Source organism: Streptomyces sp. WAC05374 (genome assembly GCF_004353505.1).
Lineage (GTDB): Bacteria > Actinomycetota > Actinomycetes > Streptomycetales > Streptomycetaceae > Streptomyces.
This window is the reverse complement of sequence record NZ_SMNQ01000001.1, coordinates 991,876-1,006,818: the sequence shown is the minus strand read 5'-3', so window position 1 is coordinate 1,006,818 and position 14,943 is coordinate 991,876. Positions and strand designations below refer to the sequence as shown.

Sequence of the window (14,943 nt, the reverse complement as noted above, 5' to 3'; positions counted from 1 at the left end):
CCGCACACTAGTCCGCGCGGTGCTCCGGTCCGTCCTCCGGGCCGGGCCGCCGGGCCACGCCCAGCACACAGGGCGAGGAGGGCAACTGCGGCCCCCGCTCCGGGACGCGCAGCCGCCGGTGGGTGACGATCTCGAACCCCGCCGCCTCGATGACGGCCAGCGGGTCGCGTGCCGTGTGACACCCGCCGAACAGCAGCGGCCACACCGTGCGGTCCAGCGACCGCTGCACCGTCGCCAGGGCGCGGCCCTCGGCCAGCCCGTGCTCGAAGAACCGCAGTTCACCGCCCGGCCGCAGCACCCGCCGCAGTTCCCGCAGCGCCCGCGGCAGGTCCCGTACCGTGCACAGCACCAGCGACACGACCGCCGCGTCGAACGCCTCGCTCTTCACCGGCAGCGCCTCCGCAACGCCCGGCACCACGTCCACCGGCACCTCGGCGCGCAGCGCCGCGCGCGCGGCCAGGTGCCGCAGGCGCCGCTCCGGCTCGATCGCGACGACCTCCGACACGGTGCGCGGGTAGTGCGCGAAGTTCAGCCCGTTGCCCGCGCCGACCTCGATGACCCGGCCGGAGATCCCGGCCAGCAGTTCCTCACGGTGGGCGCCCAGCCCGCCCCTGGCGTCCATGGCGACGCTCACGCGCGCGTAGAAGCGGGCGAACAGCGGGTGGTGGACGGTGTCGCGCATCGCGGACCTCCCGGGAGAGGGGCCAGGGGCAGACACCGTCAGTGTCCCCCCGTCAGCCGCTCACGAAGCAGAACTCGTTGCCCTCCGGGTCCCGCAGCACCTGGAAGTCGCCGTACGCGTCCACCACCACGTCCCCCACCCGCGCCGCGCCGAGCCGGACCGCCTCCTCGGCCGCCGTCGCCACGTCCCCGCCCTCCAGGTCCAGATGGAGCCGGTTCTTGGCGGCCTTGCCCTCCGGCACCCGCTGGAAGGCGACCCGTACGAAGCCGGGAGGATCGACGTACGACCAGTCCGGGCTCCGGTCCACCGGCTCGCCGCCCAGCAGCGCGGCCCAGAAGCGGGCCAGCGCGGCCGGGTCGGCGCAGTCGAACACGATCTCGCTGACGACAGCACGCATGATCAGGAGCCTACGGCCGCCGCGAACGCCTCCGCATCCCAGGTGCCGCCGAGCGCCGGGGCGAGCCACCCGGCCGCCAGCGCGCGGAAGCGGGCCGCCGGCAGTGCCGCCGCCCCCGTGGGCACCGCGCCCAGCAGCGGCGCGCCCGCCACCTTCGGCAGGTCCGTGACGTTGCAGCGCTCGGCGAGCCCCGGCTCGTCCGGCCAGCTTCCGACGACCACGCCCGCCTGCGCCAGCCCGCGACCCCGCAGCGCCTCGGCGGTCAGCGTCACCATGTTCAGCGTGCCCAGCCCCGCGGGCGCCACCACCAGCACCGGCGCGCCCAGCAGCCGGGCCGCGTCCGCGAGCGTGCCGCCCTCCTCGTCGTACCGCACGAGCAGCCCGCCCGCGCCCTCGACCAGGACGAGGTCGTGCTCGGCCGCCAGCTTCCGCGCGGCGTCCGCCACCTCGGCCGGGCCCACCGGGGCCATCCCGGCCCGCCGCGCCGCCGTGTCCGGCGCCAACGGCTCGGGGAACCGCGCCAGTTCCACCGGCGTGACCCCGTCGCCCGCGAGCCGTACGACCTCGTCGGCGTCGCCCGGCTCCCCGGGACCGACCCCGGTCTGCGCGGGCTTCAGCACGGCCACCGACCGCCCCGCCGCGCGCGCCACCGCCGCCAGCGCGGCCGTCACGACGGTCTTGCCGATCTCCGTGCCCGTGCCGCTGACCACCAGTACCGACATCTCATCCCTCCCGCGCCGCCGCGAACACCCCGCGGCAGATCCGTGCCAGGTCCTCGTCCCCCGTGACGTACGGAGGCATCACGTACACCAGGTCCCGGAAGGGCCGCAGCCACACGCCCTCGCGCACCGCCGCCGCCGTCGCGGCCGCCATGTCCACCGGGTGGTCGAGCTGGACGACGCCGATGGCACCGAGGACCCGCACGTCCCGCACGCCCGGCAGGTCGAGGACCGGTGCCAGCCCGTCCCGCAGGCCCGCCTCGATCCGCTTGACCTCCCCGGCCCAGTCCTGCTCCAGCAGCAGGTCGATCGAGGCGCACGCCACGGCCGTGGCCAGTGGATTGCCCATGAACGTCGGCCCGTGCGCCAGCACCGGGACCTCGCCCCGCGAGATGCCGTCCGCCACGCGCGCGGTGCACAGGGTCGCCGCCAGCGACAGGTAGCCGCCGGTCAGCGCCTTGCCCAGGCACATCACGTCCGGCGCCACGCGCGCGTGCTCGGCGGCGAACAGAGTGCCCGTGCGGCCGAAGCCGGTCGCGATCTCGTCGAACACCAGCAGCACGTCGTGCGCGTCGCACGCCTCCCGCAGCACCCGCAGGTAGGCCGGGTCGTGGAACCGCATCCCGCCCGCGCCCTGCACCACCGGCTCGACGATCACCGCGGCCAGCTCGTCCGCGTGCCGCGCGACCGCCGCCCGCAGCTCCTCGGCGTACGCCTCCTCGTAGGTGACCGGTGGCGGCTCCGCGAAGACCTGCCGGGGCAGCGCACCCGACCACAGCTCGTGCATCCCGCCCTCGGGGTCGCACACCGACATCGGCTGCCAGGTGTCGCCGTGGTAGCCGCCGCGCCAGGTCATCAGGCGGCGCTTGGCTGGCCGGCCCGCCGAGCGCCAGTACTGGAGGCACATCTTGATCGCGACCTCGACGGACACCGAGCCCGAGTCGCACAGGAAGACGTGCCGCAGCGGCTCCGGGGTGATCTCGACTAGCCGCGTGGCCAGCCGCACGGCCGGCTCGTGGGTGAGCCCGCCGAACATCACATGGCTCATCCTCTCGAGCTGGCCGCGTGCCGCCTCGTTGAGGACGGGGTGGTTGTAGCCGTGGACGGCGGACCACCAGGACGACATGCCGTCGACCAGTTCGTCCTGCCCGTGGGCGGGTGCGGCGAGCCGCAACCGGACCCCGGACGCGGACTCCACGACGAGCGGGTCCGTACGGCCCGGCATGGGGCCGTACGGGTGCCACACGTGGGCCCGGTCGAGGGCGATCAGCTCGGCGGCGGTGAACTCACGCATTGGGGGCGAGGTCGGTGCCGGCGCCCCGGCGCCGCACGGCGACCAGGTCGGTCCGCGCCTGGTCGGCACCCACGGCGGGCACCGCCTTCGCGCCGGACGGGGCCGGGACGTCCGACGCGTCCGACGCGTTCGAGCCGTCCGACGAGCACACGGAACCGCAGCCTCCGCCGGTGCCGCACGACGACGCGTCCGCCCGGTGCTCGGGCAGCGTGGTGGTGTCCGTGCCCTCCACCTCGAACCCGGCGTCGGCGATCATCTCGAGGTCGGCCTTGCCGGCCTGGCCCTCACTGGTGAGGTAGTCGCCCAGGAAGATGGAGTTGGCCAGGTGCAGGGCGAGCGGCTGGAGGGTGCGCAGGTGCACCTCGCGCCCGCCCGCGAGGCGGACCTCCACGTCGGGACAGACGAAGCGGACCATCGCCAGGATGCGCAGCGCCCGCTGCGGGGTCAGGTTCCACTCCTTCGCGAGGGGCGTGCCCTCGAAGGGGATGAGGAAGTTCACCGGCACCGAGTCCGGGTCCAGCTCGCGCAGCGCGAAGACGACGTCGACCAGGTCCTCGTCGCTCTCGCCCATGCCCGCGATCAGGCCGGAGCAGGCGGACAGGCCGGCCGCGTGCGCCTTCTGGACGGTGTCCACGCGGTCCGCGTACGTGTGCGTGGTCGTGATGTCCCCATACGTCCCCTCGGACGTGTTGAGGTTGTGGTTGTACGCGTCCGCCCCCGCGGACCGCAGCCGCTCCGCCTGGCCGTCCGAGAGGAGCCCGAGGCACGCGCACACCTCGACGTCCTCGTTCTGCTCCTTGATGGCCTCGATGGTCTTCGAGACGCGGTCGACGTCCCGGTCCGTCGGACCGCGGCCGCTGGCGACCAGGCAGACCCGCTTGGCGCCGCCCGCGACACCCGCCGCCGCGGCCTTGGACGCCTCCTCCGGCTTCAGCCAGGTGTACTTGAGGATCTCCGCCTTGGAGCCGAGCCGCTGCGAGCAGTACGAGCAGTCCTCCGGGCACAGCCCGGACTTGAGGTTGACCAGGTAGTTGAGCTTCACCCGCCGCCCGAACCACTGCCGGCGCACCTTCCCGGCCGCGGCCACCACATCCAGCAGCTCGTCGTCGGAGGTCGCCAGCACGGCGAGCGCTTCTTCGCGGGTCGGCAGCTCGCGCCGAAGCCCCTTGTCCACCAGCGTGTTCAGCAGGTCCATGGCGCTGATCCTGGCCTACGGCACCGCCCCGGGCCAAGGAGGAACTCCACAACAGACGCGGATTGGGGTGTGTGTATGACCACACTCTGACCACGCCCGAGCCCGGCTAGGGTCTGTGCGCTGCCTACAAAAGGGACCGATCCATGCCGCTGGACCCATTCGACTGGACCGACGACGAGGCGCGGCGCCGCGCGGATGCCGGTCTGGTCCGCACGCTCCGCCCGCGACCGGCCGTACCGGACCTGCTGGACCTGGCGAGCAACGACTATCTGGGCCTCACCCACCACCCGGACATCACCGAGGCGGCCGCCGGGGCCGCCCGCCGCTGGGGCGCGGGCGCCACCGGCTCACGGCTGGTGACCGGCACCACCGAGCTCCACACCGAGCTGGAGCGGGAGCTCGCCGCGTTCTGCGGGTTCGAGGCGGCGCTGGTGTTCTCCTCCGGGTACGCGGCCAACCTCGCCGCCCTGACCGCGCTGAGCGCACCGGGCTCGCTGATCGTCTCCGACGCGGGCAACCACGCCTCGATCGTGGACGGCTGCCGGCTCTCGCGCGCCGAGACGGCGGTGGTCGCGCACGCCGACCCCGGCGCGGTCGCCAAGAACCTCGGCGCCCACCCGGGCCGCCGGGCCCTGGTCGTGACGGACTCGGTCTTCTCCGTGGACGGCGACGCGGCGCCGCTGGCCGGGCTCGCGGCGGCGTGCCGGGAGCACGGCGCGGCGCTGGTGGTCGACGACGCGCACGGGCTGGGCGTGCTGGGCGAGGGCGGGCGCGGCGCGCTCCACGCGGCGGGGCTCGCTGGCGCCCCTGGAGTGGTCGCCACGCTCACCCTCTCCAAGTCCCTGGGCAGCCAGGGCGGAGCGGTCCTCGGGCCGGCCCGGGTGATCGAGCACCTGGTCAACGCCGCCCGGACGTTCATCTTCGACACCGGGCTCGCCCCGGCCGCCGCCGGTGCCGCGCTGGCGGGCCTGCGGCTGCTGCGCGCCGAGCCGGAGCTCGCCGGGCGGGCGCGCACGGTGGCGGCCACCCTGCACGCACGGCTGACGGCGGCGGGGCTCACCGCCGTACGGCCGGACGCCGCCGTCGTCTCCGTACGCGCCCCCTCGCCCGAGCTGGCGGTGGCGTGGGCGGCCGACTGCCGGGCGGAGGGGCTCGCGGTGGGCTGCTTCCGGCCGCCCTCGGTGCCGGACGGCATCTCGCGCCTCCGGCTCACCGCCCGCGCCGACCTGACGGAGTCTCAGATCGACTGGGCGGTCGACACGATCCTCCGTACGGCGCCGGAGCCCGTGCCGGTCAGCCGCCCCGCTTCAGGGATGTGACGAAGGACGTCCAGGCCGTCGCCGAGAACCTCAGCGGCGGCCTGGCGGTGTCCTTCGAGTCGCGCACGGCCAGGTGCGCGGGGTCGAGGCGGGCGGCCTCGACGCAGTTGTTCATGCCGACGCTGCGGCTGCTGCGCCGCCAGCGGAGGCCGTCTGGGTGTGCGAGGTAAGCAGACATGTGGGGTGCCTCTCCCTACGCGCCGTCACCGATCCCGGCGATGAGTTCCGACGACTCCTCGGGCGACAGGGCATGCGCCTGCATGGTGCGGAAGGCGGCGCAGTACGCCTCGAGGTCTTCCGTGCGTTCGAGATAGAGGCTACTCGTCAAGTGGTCAAGAGCAACCACGTCCAGATCAGAAATGTTCGGAAAGGAGAAAATAACGAAAGGCCCCGAGAGGCCGACGTACTCACCCGCCGCGAACGGCAGCACCTGGAGCCGCACCTGCGGCAGGTGCGCCCACTGGAGCAGCCGCCGCAACTGCCCCCGCATCACGCCCGGGCCACCCACCTGCCGCCGCAGCACCGCCTCGTCCAGCACCGCCTCCAGCCGCAGTGGCGGATCGGCGCGCAGCACCTCCTGCCGTGCCATCCGCACCCGCACCAGCGAGTCCACCGTCGCCGCCGGGACGCCCTCCAGCGCCGCCCGCGTCACCGCACGCGCGTAGTCGGCCGTCTGCAGCAGGCCCGGCACCACCGACGTCTCCAGCGTCCGCGCGGTGCACGCCTGGGCCTCCAGGCTGATGAAGTCCTGGTACGGGGGCGGGAGCACGCCCCGGTAGGCGTGCCACCAGCCGGTGCCGCCCCCGTCGGCCGCGGCGCCGGCCAGCGCCTCCAGCAGGGCGCGCAGCCGCGGCTCGTGCACCCCGTAGGCGTCGAGCAGCCGCACCACGTCCGCACCGGTCACCCCGCTCGTACCGGTCTCGATCCGGCTGACCTTCGACTGGTGCCAGCCCACCAGCCGCGCCGCCTCCCGGCTGGTGAGCCCCGCGGCCAGGCGCAGCCCGCGCAACTCCTCGCCGAGTTTGCGGCGGCGTACCGCAGGCCCGTGCCGACCGCCTCGCATGACCGCCTCCCTCCCGCCGCCGGGCCGTCCGCCGTAGCACCGCGTGCCGGGGCCAACCCGTCAGTTTGCCGCCCAAATCCGGTCTCGCGTAGCAGAGTTCACCGCTTCGAGCGACAGATATATGCATATCTTGGGGGATCGCCCCCATCAGGGGCGACATAAGTGGCAGTCTGGCGCGAAGCGCAATCCGAGGCCGTCCTCACAAAACATCCGGTACGTGTCGGAGTCCGGCCCCGGTGGGAAAGGGACAGCGTCGCCATGGCAGACCACCAGGAAGCATCCGTCACTCTGCCGAGCGATCCCGCCTCGGTCTCCGCCGCCCGGAGATACGTGGCGGACGTCCTCGAGGAATGGGGCCTCCCGGCCGGGGCCGACACGGCCGACACGGTCCGGCTCATCGTCTCGGAGCTGGCCACCAACGCCGTTCAGCACACCTTCGGCCAGTCACCCACGTTCACCGTGGACGTCCGGCTGGAGCGCGACGAGCGGCTGCGCATCGGTGTCACCGACAGCCACCCGCGCTGGCCGCAGCGGCTGCCCGCCGCCGTGCAGCAGGACAACGGCCGGGGAATGGTCATCATCCGCTGGCTCACCGCCGAATGCGGTGGCCGGCTCTCGGTCACGCCGACCCCCGAGGGCGGCAAGACCGTCTGGATCGCCCTGCCCTGGACGGTCCCCGTCCAGATGTGACGCCCGGACCGTCCCCGGGCCTGCGGAGGCGCTCCAGGGGGCTTCCCCGCACGTGGTGCGGGGGCGCTCACCGGACAGTCCGGACGGGTGCCCCCGCACCACGGGTCATGGCCGGAGGGTCAGCGGACCCGCCCGTACCAGACCGACTTCGACCAGATCTTGTCCAGCTTCACCACCGATCCCGACTTCGGTGAGTGCCAGATCTTGTTGTTACCCGCGTAGATCCCGACGTGGTAGACGCTGCTGCCACGGTGGAAGAAGACGAGGTCGCCCTTCTGCCGGCCGGAGGCGGAGATGTGGCGCGTCTTGTTGTACTGCTGCTGCGCCGTGCGCGGCAGGGACTTGCCGGCCTTCTTGTACGAGTAGAGCGTCAGGCCGGAGCAGTCGAACCGGGACGGGCCCGCCGCTCCGTACTTGTACGGTGCGCCCTTCTTGGACGCGGCGATGTTCAGCGCCTTCGTCGCGTGCGCCGGGGCGGCCTGGGCCTCCGACACGGCGCCGGGCGCCAGCATCGGGCCACCGACGGCGGCGAGGGTGAGTGCCGAGACGGCACCCGCCCGGGACAGCAGAGACGGGACATGAATCTGCGCGGTCATAGCGCAACCCTTCGTCAGCCGCCTGTGAAGGATGACCTGTCGGGTTCGGGCTGGCGAAGTTGCCCGGCCGCTCGCGCGGCTTCACCCCAAGGGCGACCGATGGGACGAACATCGTTCGGTCACCCGCACTGCTTGGGTCCTCCACTCCTGCCGATCCACTCCTGTCGACCAGTCATCCGGACGGCGGCAGGACTCGGCGTCCGCCCGGACCGCCCCGCCGCGGTGGCGGGGGCTTGTCGTCGTCAGGGATCTTGACCCATGTCGCGGTGAAATTCCGAGTCGAAACGGCCTTATGTGAGGCTCCTCACGACTGATCCATTCGGGTGGACAGGGTGGATTTGGTGCCTGGCGGCGCGACATCGACGAACCCCGTACCTGGGCCGGAACCTGATATTCCGCCAGATGAGTACACCCGGTGCGCAACTCGTGTCGTACCAAATTCGTCCGGTTGCGTACGCTGAACGAGGGAGCGTTTCTCGTACTCCTGAGCCCATTCGGGGGAGGGCTACGTCGGTCCCATGTCTCGATTCTGAGGCACCGTTACGCGTCCTGCGCGCCGTTCGCCGTCAAGCACCCGCAACGCCCGCGCCAGCGTATGCGCATGCACGTCGCTCTCGCCGCGCTCGTGCATCGAGGTCAGCGCGTCGCGCAGCGCGGTCGCGCGCCCGACGAGGGCCTGTGCCGCGCGCAGGGCGCTGTACGTGTGGGTGGCGCGCGCCGGATTGATCCGCCCCATGAGGTCGACGACTTCGAGCCAGCCGTCGACGAACGCGCATTCGGCCCGCGTCAGCGCGGGCAGCGGCGGTGGTTCGGGTGGCCGCACCGCTCACCCCTTGCGGCCGGCGACGACATGGTCGACCAGGCCGTACGCCACGGCGGCGGGCGCGTCGAAGACCGTGTCGCGCTCCAGGTCTTCATCGACGCGCTCGCGGCTGCGGCCGGTGTGCAGGGCCAGCATGTCCGCCATGCGCCCGCGCAGGCGCAGCAACTCCCGTGCGTGGAGGTCGAGATCCGTCGGCTGCCCACGCAGCGGCTCCTCCATGGCGGGCTGTTGGACGAGCACGCGCGCACCCGGCAGCGCCAGGCGCTTGCCGGGCGTGCCGGCGGCGAGGAGGACGGCGGCCGTCGACGCGGCCTGGCCGATGCACGTCGTCTCCACGTCACACGTCACGATCCGCATCGTGTCGTAGATGGCGGACATGGAACTGACCGGCCCGCCGGGGGAGTTGATGTAGAGCGAGATGTCCCGGTCGGGCGCGGCGTACTCGAGGTGCAGTAACTGGGCGATGACGTCATTGGCCGCGGTGTCGTCGATGGGGGTGCCGAGGAGGACGATCCGCCCCTCCAGCAGCTTGGAGTACGGGTCGACCGTGCGGCTCCCGGAGGCGGTGCGCTCGGTGAATTCGGGCAGGACGTGGCGCGCGGCGTGGCTCATGGCAGGCCTCTCTGTAAAAAATGTACAGGACGTACATCTCGTTATGATGGGAGCATGGCCTACGAGATTCCGGTGACGCAAGCCCGGGCAGAGCTCGCCGATCTGATCAACCGCGTCGTCTACGGCGGCGAACGGGTGGTCGTCACCCGTCACGGCAAGCCGCTCGTGGCCCTGGTGTCGGCCGCCGACCTGGAACGACTCGAAGCGCAGCAGGAGCGGCGGGAGCCGGTGGTGCGCTCCGTCGCCGAGGTCGGGGACGTCCCGTCCTCGTCCGCCACGGGCGAACGCGGCCGCTTCGGCATCGCCGCGGAACACCGCCCGGGCGGCCACGCCGGGCCGGGCGGCCACCACGGGCCGGGCGCCTGACGCTTGGGTAACAGGGGTTGGCGTGGCGCCGGGCGGGAGCGTGGAAAGGCCGCGCGCCCCGTCCGTTGCCGGTGGCGGGGCGCGCGGCCTTGAGCGGGCGAGGCCGGGTGGCCGGCCGGGGTCAGCCGGCCGGGGCCGGTGCGGCCGGGAGGCGGTGATCCGGCGCGGTCCGCGCCGCCGCGGCGCGCCGGCCGCCCACCAGGACCGCCGTCAGGCCGAGCGCCGCCCAGACGGTGAGGACCAGCAGCGGGCCACCCGCGGCGGCTCCGTCGAAGAACGCCACCGACCGCAGCAGTGACCCGGCCGCGCCCGGCGGCAGCCACTGGCCGAGCGTCCCGGCGGGGTCGGGCAGCAGCTCGGGGGCGGTGGCGACGCCCGAGAACGGGTTGCCCAGCAGGACCACCACCAGGGCCCCGAGCCCGATCCCCGCACGGCCGATCAGTGCCGCGAGGCCCGCGACGGCCGCGCCGATCGCCAGCGCGGTGAGTGCCAGGGCGCCCGCCCCGGTCCACCAGTCGCCCGTGATCGCGCCCAGCCAGCTCCCGGCGATCGCGGCGCCCACGAGGCCGACCAGCACCGCCGCGCCCACGAGCGCGGCCACCGCCCGGGCGCCGTGCAGGTCGAGGGCGGTGACCAGGGCGCCGGCGGCCACCCCGGCCAGGGCGAGGGGCAGGATGCTCGCGATCAGCGCGCCGCCCCGCGGGTCGCCCGCGGGTGCGGCCACCACGTCGGTCACCGGTGCGGTGGGGAGCGCCTGCTGGAGGAGCTGGGCCACGACGGGGCCCGCGGCGGACGCGGTGAGCAGCCGGGGCCCCTGCGGGCCGGCGACGACCGCCCCGTATACGACCCGGTCCTCCACGGCGGTGCGGGCGGCGGCCTCGTCCTCGTACCGGTGCACGTCGAAGGCGCCTTCGCCGCGCTGCGCGAGGCGCTCCTGGAGCTGGGCGGTCGCGGCGGGCGGGCCGGCGACGCCGATCGGCAGGTCGCGCGGGGCGACGCGGGCGGCGGGCCAGGCGAAGGCCCACAGGGCGAGGGCGGCGATCAGGGGGACGAGCACCGCGACGGCGGCCGTGCGGCGGGTCGGGGAAGCGGGCGTGGCGGGCATGGGTGCCTCCGTCCAGCGGCGAGTCAAAGAGAAGGATCGTTCGTTTTACGTCCTGGGGACACTGTCCGGCGTCGCGCCCTCCTTGTCAAGAAGGAACGTTCGTTTTATCTTTGCGTCCATGCCCCGCGTGTCCCAGCACCACCTCGACGCCCGCCGCCGCCAGATCCTCGACGGCGCCGCCCGCTGCTTCGCCCGCAACGGCTTCCACGCCACCTCCATGGCGGACGTCCTGCGCGAGACGGGCCTCTCCGCCGGTGCCGTCTACCGGTACTTCCGGGGCAAGGACGAGCTGATCGAGGCGATCGTCACCGAGGTGCTGGAGGCGATCCGCACCACCTTCGAGGCCGCCGCCCGCCAGAGCCCGCCCCCGCCGCCGGACGTCCTGGTCGGCCAGGTCATGACCGAGGTGCTCACCGAGCGGTCCGGCCTGTCCTACGACGGCGAGGAGAGCTTCCCCCGGCTGATGATCCAGGTGTGGACGGAGACCCTCCGCAACGACGACCTGTCCGCCGTGATGCGCGCCGGGTACCTGAAGGTGCGCGAGTCCTGGGTGCGCGTGGTGCTCGCGTACCAGCAGGCCGGCCTCATGCGGGACGACATCCCCGCCGACCGCGTCGCCCGCACGATGATTGCCGCGGCGCAGGGATTCGCCGCCCAGCAGGCCCTGTTCGGCTCCGCGCCCGTCTCCGTCCTCCAGGACGGGCTGCGCGCGCTGATGTCCATGGGCGGGCAAAGCGCCAGTTAACCTCCCGGAAAAACTTCTGCCCGAGATTGAAATATCTCTGCGCCACACTCGTTCCCGCAGGTCAACAGAGTGTTGAAGCCGGATAGGGTCCCGCTGCGCCCGGGATCGCACCGGGCGGGAAACGGTGAGGTGAAACGTGCAACTGACGCCGCACGAGCAGGAACGGCTGCTCATCCACGTGGCCGCCGACGTGGCGGAGAAGCGCAAGGCGCGCGGGGTGAGGCTCAATCATCCCGAGGCCGTCGCCCTCATCACCTCGCACATCCTGGAGGGCGCCCGCGACGGCCGCACCGTCGCCGAACTCATGGCCTCCGGCCGCAAGGTCCTCAGCCGTGACGACGTCATGGACGGCATCCCGGAGATGATCCACGACGTTCAGGTCGAGGCCACCTTCCCCGACGGCACCAAGCTCGTCACCGTCCACGACCCGATCGTCTGACGGGGGAGCGGCACCGATGATCCCCGGAGAGATCCTCCACGCGGACGAGCCCGTGCCCCTCAACGAGGGCCGCCCCGTCACCCGCCTCACCGTCCTCAACGCCGCCGACCGGCCCGTCCAGGTCGGCTCCCACTACCACTTCGCCGAGGCCAACCCGGGCCTCGACTTCGACCGTTCGGCCGCGCACGGCCTGCGGCTGAACATCGCCGCGGGCACCGCCGTACGCTTCGAGCCCGGCATCCCCGTCGACGTCGAACTCGTACCGCTCGCCGGGCTGCGTGTCGTCCCCGGCCTGCGCGGACAGACCGGAGGCCCCCTCGATGCCTGAGCCCAGCGTGCCGACCGAGCCCAGCCGTGCCCTCCTCGACCGGGCCGTGTACGCCGACCTCTTCGGCCCCACCACCGGCGACCGCATCCGGCTCGCCGACACCGACCTGCTCGTGGAGATCGAGGAGGACCGCTGCGGCGGACCCGGACGCGCCGGCGACGAGGCGGTGTTCGGCGGCGGCAAGGTGATCCGCGAGTCGATGGGCCAGTCGCGCGCCACCCGCGCCGAGGGCGCCCCGGACACGGTGATCACCGGGGCCGTCATCATCGACCACTGGGGAATCGTCAAGGCCGACATCGGCATCCTCGACGGCCGGATCACCGGCATCGGCAAGGCCGGCAACCCCGACACCATGGACGGCGTCCACCCCGCCCTCGTCATCGGCCCCGAGACCGAGGTCATCGCCGGAAACGGCCGCATCGTCACCGCCGGTGCCATCGACGCGCACGTGCACTTCATCTCCCCGACGGTCGTCGAGCAGGCGCTGACCTCCGGGATCACCACGCTCGTCGGCGGCGGCACCGGGCCCGCCGAGGGCACCAAGGCCACCACCATCACCCCCGGGCCCTGGCACCTCGCCCGGATGTTCCAGGCGCTGGAGACCTACCCCGTCAACATCGGCCTGCTCGGCAAGGGCAACACCGTCTCCCAGGAGGCGATGCACTCCCAACTGCGGGGCGGTGCCCTGGGGTTCAAGATCCACGAGGACTGGGGGGCCACCCCCGCGGCCATCGACGCCTGCCTCCGCGTGTGCGAGGAGACCGGCGCCCAGCTCGCCATCCACACCGACACGCTCAACGAGGCCGGGTTCGTCGGTGACACCCTCGCCGCCATCGCGGGCCGCACCATCCACGCGTACCACACCGAGGGCGCGGGCGGCGGTCACGCCCCCGACATCATCACCGTGGTCTCCGAGCCGTACGTCCTGCCCAGCTCCACCAACCCCACCCGGCCGCACACCGTCAACACGCTCGACGAACACCTCGACATGCTGATGGTGTGCCACCACCTCAACCCGGCCGTCCCCGAGGACCTCGCCTTCGCCGAGTCCCGCATCCGGCCCTCCACCATCGCGGCCGAGGACATCCTCCACGACCTGGGCGCCATCTCGATCATCTCCTCCGACTCCCAGGCCATGGGCCGTGTGGGGGAGGTGATCCTGCGGACCTGGCAGACCGCGCACGTGATGAAACGGCGCCGGGGCGCGCTGCCCGGTGACGGTCGCGCCGACAACCACCGGGCACGTCGCTATGTCGCCAAATACACCATCAACCCGGCGGTCGCCCAGGGCCTCGACCACGAGATCGGCTCCGTCGAGACCGGCAAGCTCGCCGACCTGGTGCTCTGGGAACCCGCGTTCTTCGGTGTCAAGCCGCAGACGGTGATCAAGGGCGGGCAGATCGCGTACGCCCAGATGGGCGACGCCAACGCGTCCATCCCCACGCCCCAGCCGGTCATGCCCCGCCCCATGTTCGGCGCGCTGGGCACGGCGGCCGCGTCCGGCTCGTTCAACTTCGTCACCCGCTCCGCCCTCGACGACGGGCTGCCCGAACGGCTTGGCCTCGCCAAGGAGTTCACGGCGATCAGAAGCACCCGGGGCGTCACCAAGGCGGACATGCGCGAGAACGACGCCCTGCCACGGGTGGAGGTGGACGCCGACACGTTCACCGTGACGATCGACGGCGAGCCCGTCGACCCGGCTCCCGCCGCCGAACTGCCCATGGCCCAGCGCTACTTCCTCTTCTGATGAGCACACCCGTCCCGATGAGTACGTACGGTCCGACGAGTACGCGAGCGCTGACGAGTACGCACGCCCCGACGCGCGCACCAGCGCTGACGACCACACACGTTCCGACGCGCGCACGAGCGCTGACGAGCACGCCCTGCCCGGCGAGTGCGCCATGACCCGGGCCGCACTGCTCGTCCTCGCCGACGGCCGGTTCCCCGCCGGTGGCCACGCCCACTCCGGCGGCGCCGAACCGGCCGTCAGGGCGGGACGCATCCGCGACGCCCGCGACCTGGAGACCTTCTGCCGCGGCCGCCTGCACACCAGCGGCCTCACCGCCGCCGCCCTGGCCGCGGCGGCCGCCGCCGGGCACGACCCGGCCGCGCTCGACGAGGCCGCCGACGCCCGCACCCCCTCACCCGCGCTGCGCGCCACCGCCCGCAAGCTCGGCCGCCAGTTGCTGCGGGCCGCCCGCGCCAGTTGGCCGAGCCCCGAACTGGACGCGCTCGCACGGGCCTTCCCGCGCGGCGCGCACCAGCCGGTCGTCCTCGGACTGGCGGCCCGCGCGGCCGGCCTCGGCCCCGAGGACGCCGCGCACTGCGTCGCCTACGAGACGGTCAGCGGCCCCGCCACGGCAGCCGTCCGGCTGCTGAGCCTCGACCCCTTCCAGGCCACCGCCGTCCTCGCCCGGCTCGCGCCCGACATGGACGACGTGGCCGCCCGGGCCGCACGCGCCGCCGATCACGGCGTCGACGCGCTGCCCGCGGCCTCCGCGCCGCTGCTCGACATCACCGCCGAACAGCACGCGGCCTGGCCCGTACGCCTCTTCGCCTCCTGAGACCCG

The 14,943-nt window shown here is 73.3% G+C and carries 19 protein-coding genes and 1 riboswitch; of the genes, 8 read left to right on the top strand and 11 right to left on the bottom strand.

From position 1 onward, the window contains the following. Positions 1-7: 7 nt before the first annotated feature. Genes E2B92_RS04495 through bioB form a run of 5 tightly spaced genes read right to left on the bottom strand, consistent with a single transcriptional unit; the run spans position 8 to position 4,287 of the window. The gene (locus tag E2B92_RS04495) at positions 8-682 is read right to left on the bottom strand and encodes a class I SAM-dependent methyltransferase (protein WP_126885245.1); all 675 of its coding nucleotides are present in this window, start codon (positions 680-682) and stop codon (positions 8-10) included. A gap of 52 nt (positions 683-734) precedes the next feature. After that, on the bottom strand, positions 735-1,079 hold the full coding sequence (locus E2B92_RS04490; protein ID WP_126885246.1) for a VOC family protein: 345 nt from the start codon (positions 1,077-1,079) through the stop codon (positions 735-737). 2 nt (positions 1,080-1,081) lie between these two features. Then, a complete protein-coding gene (gene bioD, locus E2B92_RS04485) occupies positions 1,082-1,801 on the bottom strand; it encodes a dethiobiotin synthase (protein WP_126885247.1) in 720 nt (239 codons plus the stop codon). Position 1,802: 1 nt separating this feature from the next. Further along, positions 1,803-3,092, bottom strand: coding sequence for an adenosylmethionine--8-amino-7-oxononanoate transaminase (locus E2B92_RS04480; protein WP_126885248.1), 1,290 nt, complete (start codon positions 3,090-3,092; stop codon positions 1,803-1,805). Next, complete coding sequence (bioB, locus tag E2B92_RS04475; RefSeq protein ID WP_126885249.1) at positions 3,085-4,287, bottom strand: biotin synthase BioB; 1,203 nt, start codon at positions 4,285-4,287, stop codon at positions 3,085-3,087. The genes E2B92_RS04480 and bioB overlap by 8 nt, the downstream gene beginning before the upstream one ends. Positions 4,288-4,430: 143 nt before the next feature. On the opposite strand from bioB, the gene E2B92_RS04470 reads away from it, so the two are divergent. Further along, complete coding sequence (locus tag E2B92_RS04470) at positions 4,431-5,606, top strand: 8-amino-7-oxononanoate synthase (RefSeq protein WP_126885250.1); 1,176 nt, start codon at positions 4,431-4,433, stop codon at positions 5,604-5,606. Here the strand turns inward: E2B92_RS04470 and E2B92_RS04465 are convergent. After that, positions 5,581-5,784, bottom strand: coding sequence for a DUF397 domain-containing protein (locus E2B92_RS04465; RefSeq protein ID WP_126885251.1), 204 nt, complete (start codon positions 5,782-5,784; stop codon positions 5,581-5,583). The genes E2B92_RS04470 and E2B92_RS04465 overlap by 26 nt on opposite strands. A 15-nt stretch (positions 5,785-5,799) precedes the next feature. Then, positions 5,800-6,669: a helix-turn-helix domain-containing protein gene (locus E2B92_RS04460; RefSeq protein ID WP_126885252.1), complete on the bottom strand. Its 870-nt coding sequence runs from the start codon at positions 6,667-6,669 to the stop codon at positions 5,800-5,802. 258 nt (positions 6,670-6,927) lie between these two features. Between E2B92_RS04460 and E2B92_RS04455 the strand changes: the two genes are divergently transcribed. Beyond that, positions 6,928-7,359: an ATP-binding protein gene (locus tag E2B92_RS04455; protein WP_126885253.1), complete on the top strand. Its 432-nt coding sequence runs from the start codon at positions 6,928-6,930 to the stop codon at positions 7,357-7,359. Positions 7,360-7,478: 119 nt separating this feature from the next. Here the strand turns inward: E2B92_RS04455 and E2B92_RS04450 are convergent, their stop codons facing one another. The 3 genes from E2B92_RS04450 to E2B92_RS04440 all read right to left on the bottom strand — a co-directional run bounded on the left by E2B92_RS04450 (position 7,479) and on the right by E2B92_RS04440 (position 9,390). Beyond that, on the bottom strand, positions 7,479-7,955 hold the full coding sequence (locus E2B92_RS04450) for a C40 family peptidase (RefSeq protein ID WP_126885254.1): 477 nt from the start codon (positions 7,953-7,955) through the stop codon (positions 7,479-7,481). A gap of 4 nt (positions 7,956-7,959) precedes the next feature. Then, positions 7,960-8,132, bottom strand: a riboswitch (cyclic di-AMP (ydaO/yuaA leader). A gap of 328 nt (positions 8,133-8,460) precedes the next feature. Beyond that, positions 8,461-8,778 (bottom strand): hypothetical protein, encoded by a 318-nt coding sequence (locus E2B92_RS04445; protein WP_126885255.1) that lies wholly within the window; start codon positions 8,776-8,778, stop codon positions 8,461-8,463. Between the two features lie 3 nt (positions 8,779-8,781). Then, complete coding sequence (locus E2B92_RS04440) at positions 8,782-9,390, bottom strand: ClpP family protease (RefSeq protein ID WP_126885256.1); 609 nt, start codon at positions 9,388-9,390, stop codon at positions 8,782-8,784. A 54-nt stretch (positions 9,391-9,444) separates the two neighbouring features. Here E2B92_RS04440 and E2B92_RS04435 point away from each other — a divergent pair, with 54 nt between their 5' ends. Beyond that, positions 9,445-9,756: a type II toxin-antitoxin system Phd/YefM family antitoxin gene (locus tag E2B92_RS04435; protein WP_126885257.1), complete on the top strand. Its 312-nt coding sequence runs from the start codon at positions 9,445-9,447 to the stop codon at positions 9,754-9,756. Between the two features lie 121 nt (positions 9,757-9,877). Here the strand turns inward: E2B92_RS04435 and E2B92_RS04430 are convergent, their stop codons facing one another. Next, entirely contained in the window at positions 9,878-10,861 is a 984-nt protein-coding gene (locus E2B92_RS04430; protein ID WP_126885258.1) for an ABC transporter permease, read from the bottom strand. Positions 10,862-10,979: 118 nt separating this feature from the next. Between E2B92_RS04430 and E2B92_RS04425 the strand changes: the two genes are divergently transcribed. The 5 genes from E2B92_RS04425 (at position 10,980) to E2B92_RS04405 (ending at position 14,937) form a co-directional block, all read left to right on the top strand. Then, positions 10,980-11,606 (top strand): TetR/AcrR family transcriptional regulator, encoded by a 627-nt coding sequence (locus E2B92_RS04425; protein WP_126885259.1) that lies wholly within the window; start codon positions 10,980-10,982, stop codon positions 11,604-11,606. Between the two features lie 136 nt (positions 11,607-11,742). Continuing rightward, positions 11,743-12,045 (top strand): urease subunit gamma, encoded by a 303-nt coding sequence (locus tag E2B92_RS04420; protein WP_126885260.1) that lies wholly within the window; start codon positions 11,743-11,745, stop codon positions 12,043-12,045. A 16-nt stretch (positions 12,046-12,061) separates the two neighbouring features. Beyond that, positions 12,062-12,373, top strand: a complete 312-nt coding sequence (locus E2B92_RS04415) for an urease subunit beta (protein WP_126885261.1) — start codon at positions 12,062-12,064, stop codon at positions 12,371-12,373. Further along, a complete protein-coding gene (locus tag E2B92_RS04410) occupies positions 12,366-14,120 on the top strand; it encodes an urease subunit alpha (protein WP_126885262.1) in 1,755 nt (584 codons plus the stop codon). The genes E2B92_RS04415 and E2B92_RS04410 overlap by 8 nt, the downstream gene beginning before the upstream one ends. A 154-nt stretch (positions 14,121-14,274) precedes the next feature. After that, on the top strand, positions 14,275-14,937 hold the full coding sequence (locus E2B92_RS04405) for an urease accessory protein UreF (protein WP_126885263.1): 663 nt from the start codon (positions 14,275-14,277) through the stop codon (positions 14,935-14,937). Positions 14,938-14,943: the final 6 nt, after the last annotated feature.

Bases quoted from the DNA above. Each gene is read 5' to 3' on its own strand.
- E2B92_RS04415 (WP_126885261.1), top strand. From the start codon at position 12,062: ATGATCCCCGGAGAGATCCTCCACGCGGACGAGCCCGTGCCCCTCAAC.
- E2B92_RS04405 (WP_126885263.1), top strand. From the start codon at position 14,275: ATGACCCGGGCCGCACTGCTCGTCCTCGCCGACGGCCGGTTCCCCGCC.
- bioD (WP_126885247.1), bottom strand. From the start codon at position 1,801: ATGTCGGTACTGGTGGTCAGCGGCACGGGCACGGAGATCGGCAAGACC.
- E2B92_RS04490 (WP_126885246.1), bottom strand. From the start codon at position 1,079: ATGCGTGCTGTCGTCAGCGAGATCGTGTTCGACTGCGCCGACCCGGCC.
- E2B92_RS04440 (WP_126885256.1), bottom strand. From the start codon at position 9,390: ATGAGCCACGCCGCGCGCCACGTCCTGCCCGAATTCACCGAGCGCACC.
- E2B92_RS04430 (WP_126885258.1), bottom strand. From the start codon at position 10,861: ATGCCCGCCACGCCCGCTTCCCCGACCCGCCGCACGGCCGCCGTCGCG.
- E2B92_RS04495 (WP_126885245.1), bottom strand. From the start codon at position 682: ATGCGCGACACCGTCCACCACCCGCTGTTCGCCCGCTTCTACGCGCGC.
- E2B92_RS04470 (WP_126885250.1), top strand. From the start codon at position 4,431: ATGCCGCTGGACCCATTCGACTGGACCGACGACGAGGCGCGGCGCCGC.
- E2B92_RS04480 (WP_126885248.1), bottom strand. From the start codon at position 3,092: ATGCGTGAGTTCACCGCCGCCGAGCTGATCGCCCTCGACCGGGCCCAC.
- E2B92_RS04455 (WP_126885253.1), top strand. From the start codon at position 6,928: ATGGCAGACCACCAGGAAGCATCCGTCACTCTGCCGAGCGATCCCGCC.
- E2B92_RS04425 (WP_126885259.1), top strand. From the start codon at position 10,980: ATGCCCCGCGTGTCCCAGCACCACCTCGACGCCCGCCGCCGCCAGATC.
- bioB (WP_126885249.1), bottom strand. From the start codon at position 4,287: ATGGACCTGCTGAACACGCTGGTGGACAAGGGGCTTCGGCGCGAGCTG.
- E2B92_RS04450 (WP_126885254.1), bottom strand. From the start codon at position 7,955: ATGACCGCGCAGATTCATGTCCCGTCTCTGCTGTCCCGGGCGGGTGCC.
- E2B92_RS04465 (WP_126885251.1), bottom strand. From the start codon at position 5,784: ATGTCTGCTTACCTCGCACACCCAGACGGCCTCCGCTGGCGGCGCAGC.
- E2B92_RS04460 (WP_126885252.1), bottom strand. From the start codon at position 6,669: ATGCGAGGCGGTCGGCACGGGCCTGCGGTACGCCGCCGCAAACTCGGC.
- E2B92_RS04410 (WP_126885262.1), top strand. From the start codon at position 12,366: ATGCCTGAGCCCAGCGTGCCGACCGAGCCCAGCCGTGCCCTCCTCGAC.
- E2B92_RS04435 (WP_126885257.1), top strand. From the start codon at position 9,445: ATGGCCTACGAGATTCCGGTGACGCAAGCCCGGGCAGAGCTCGCCGAT.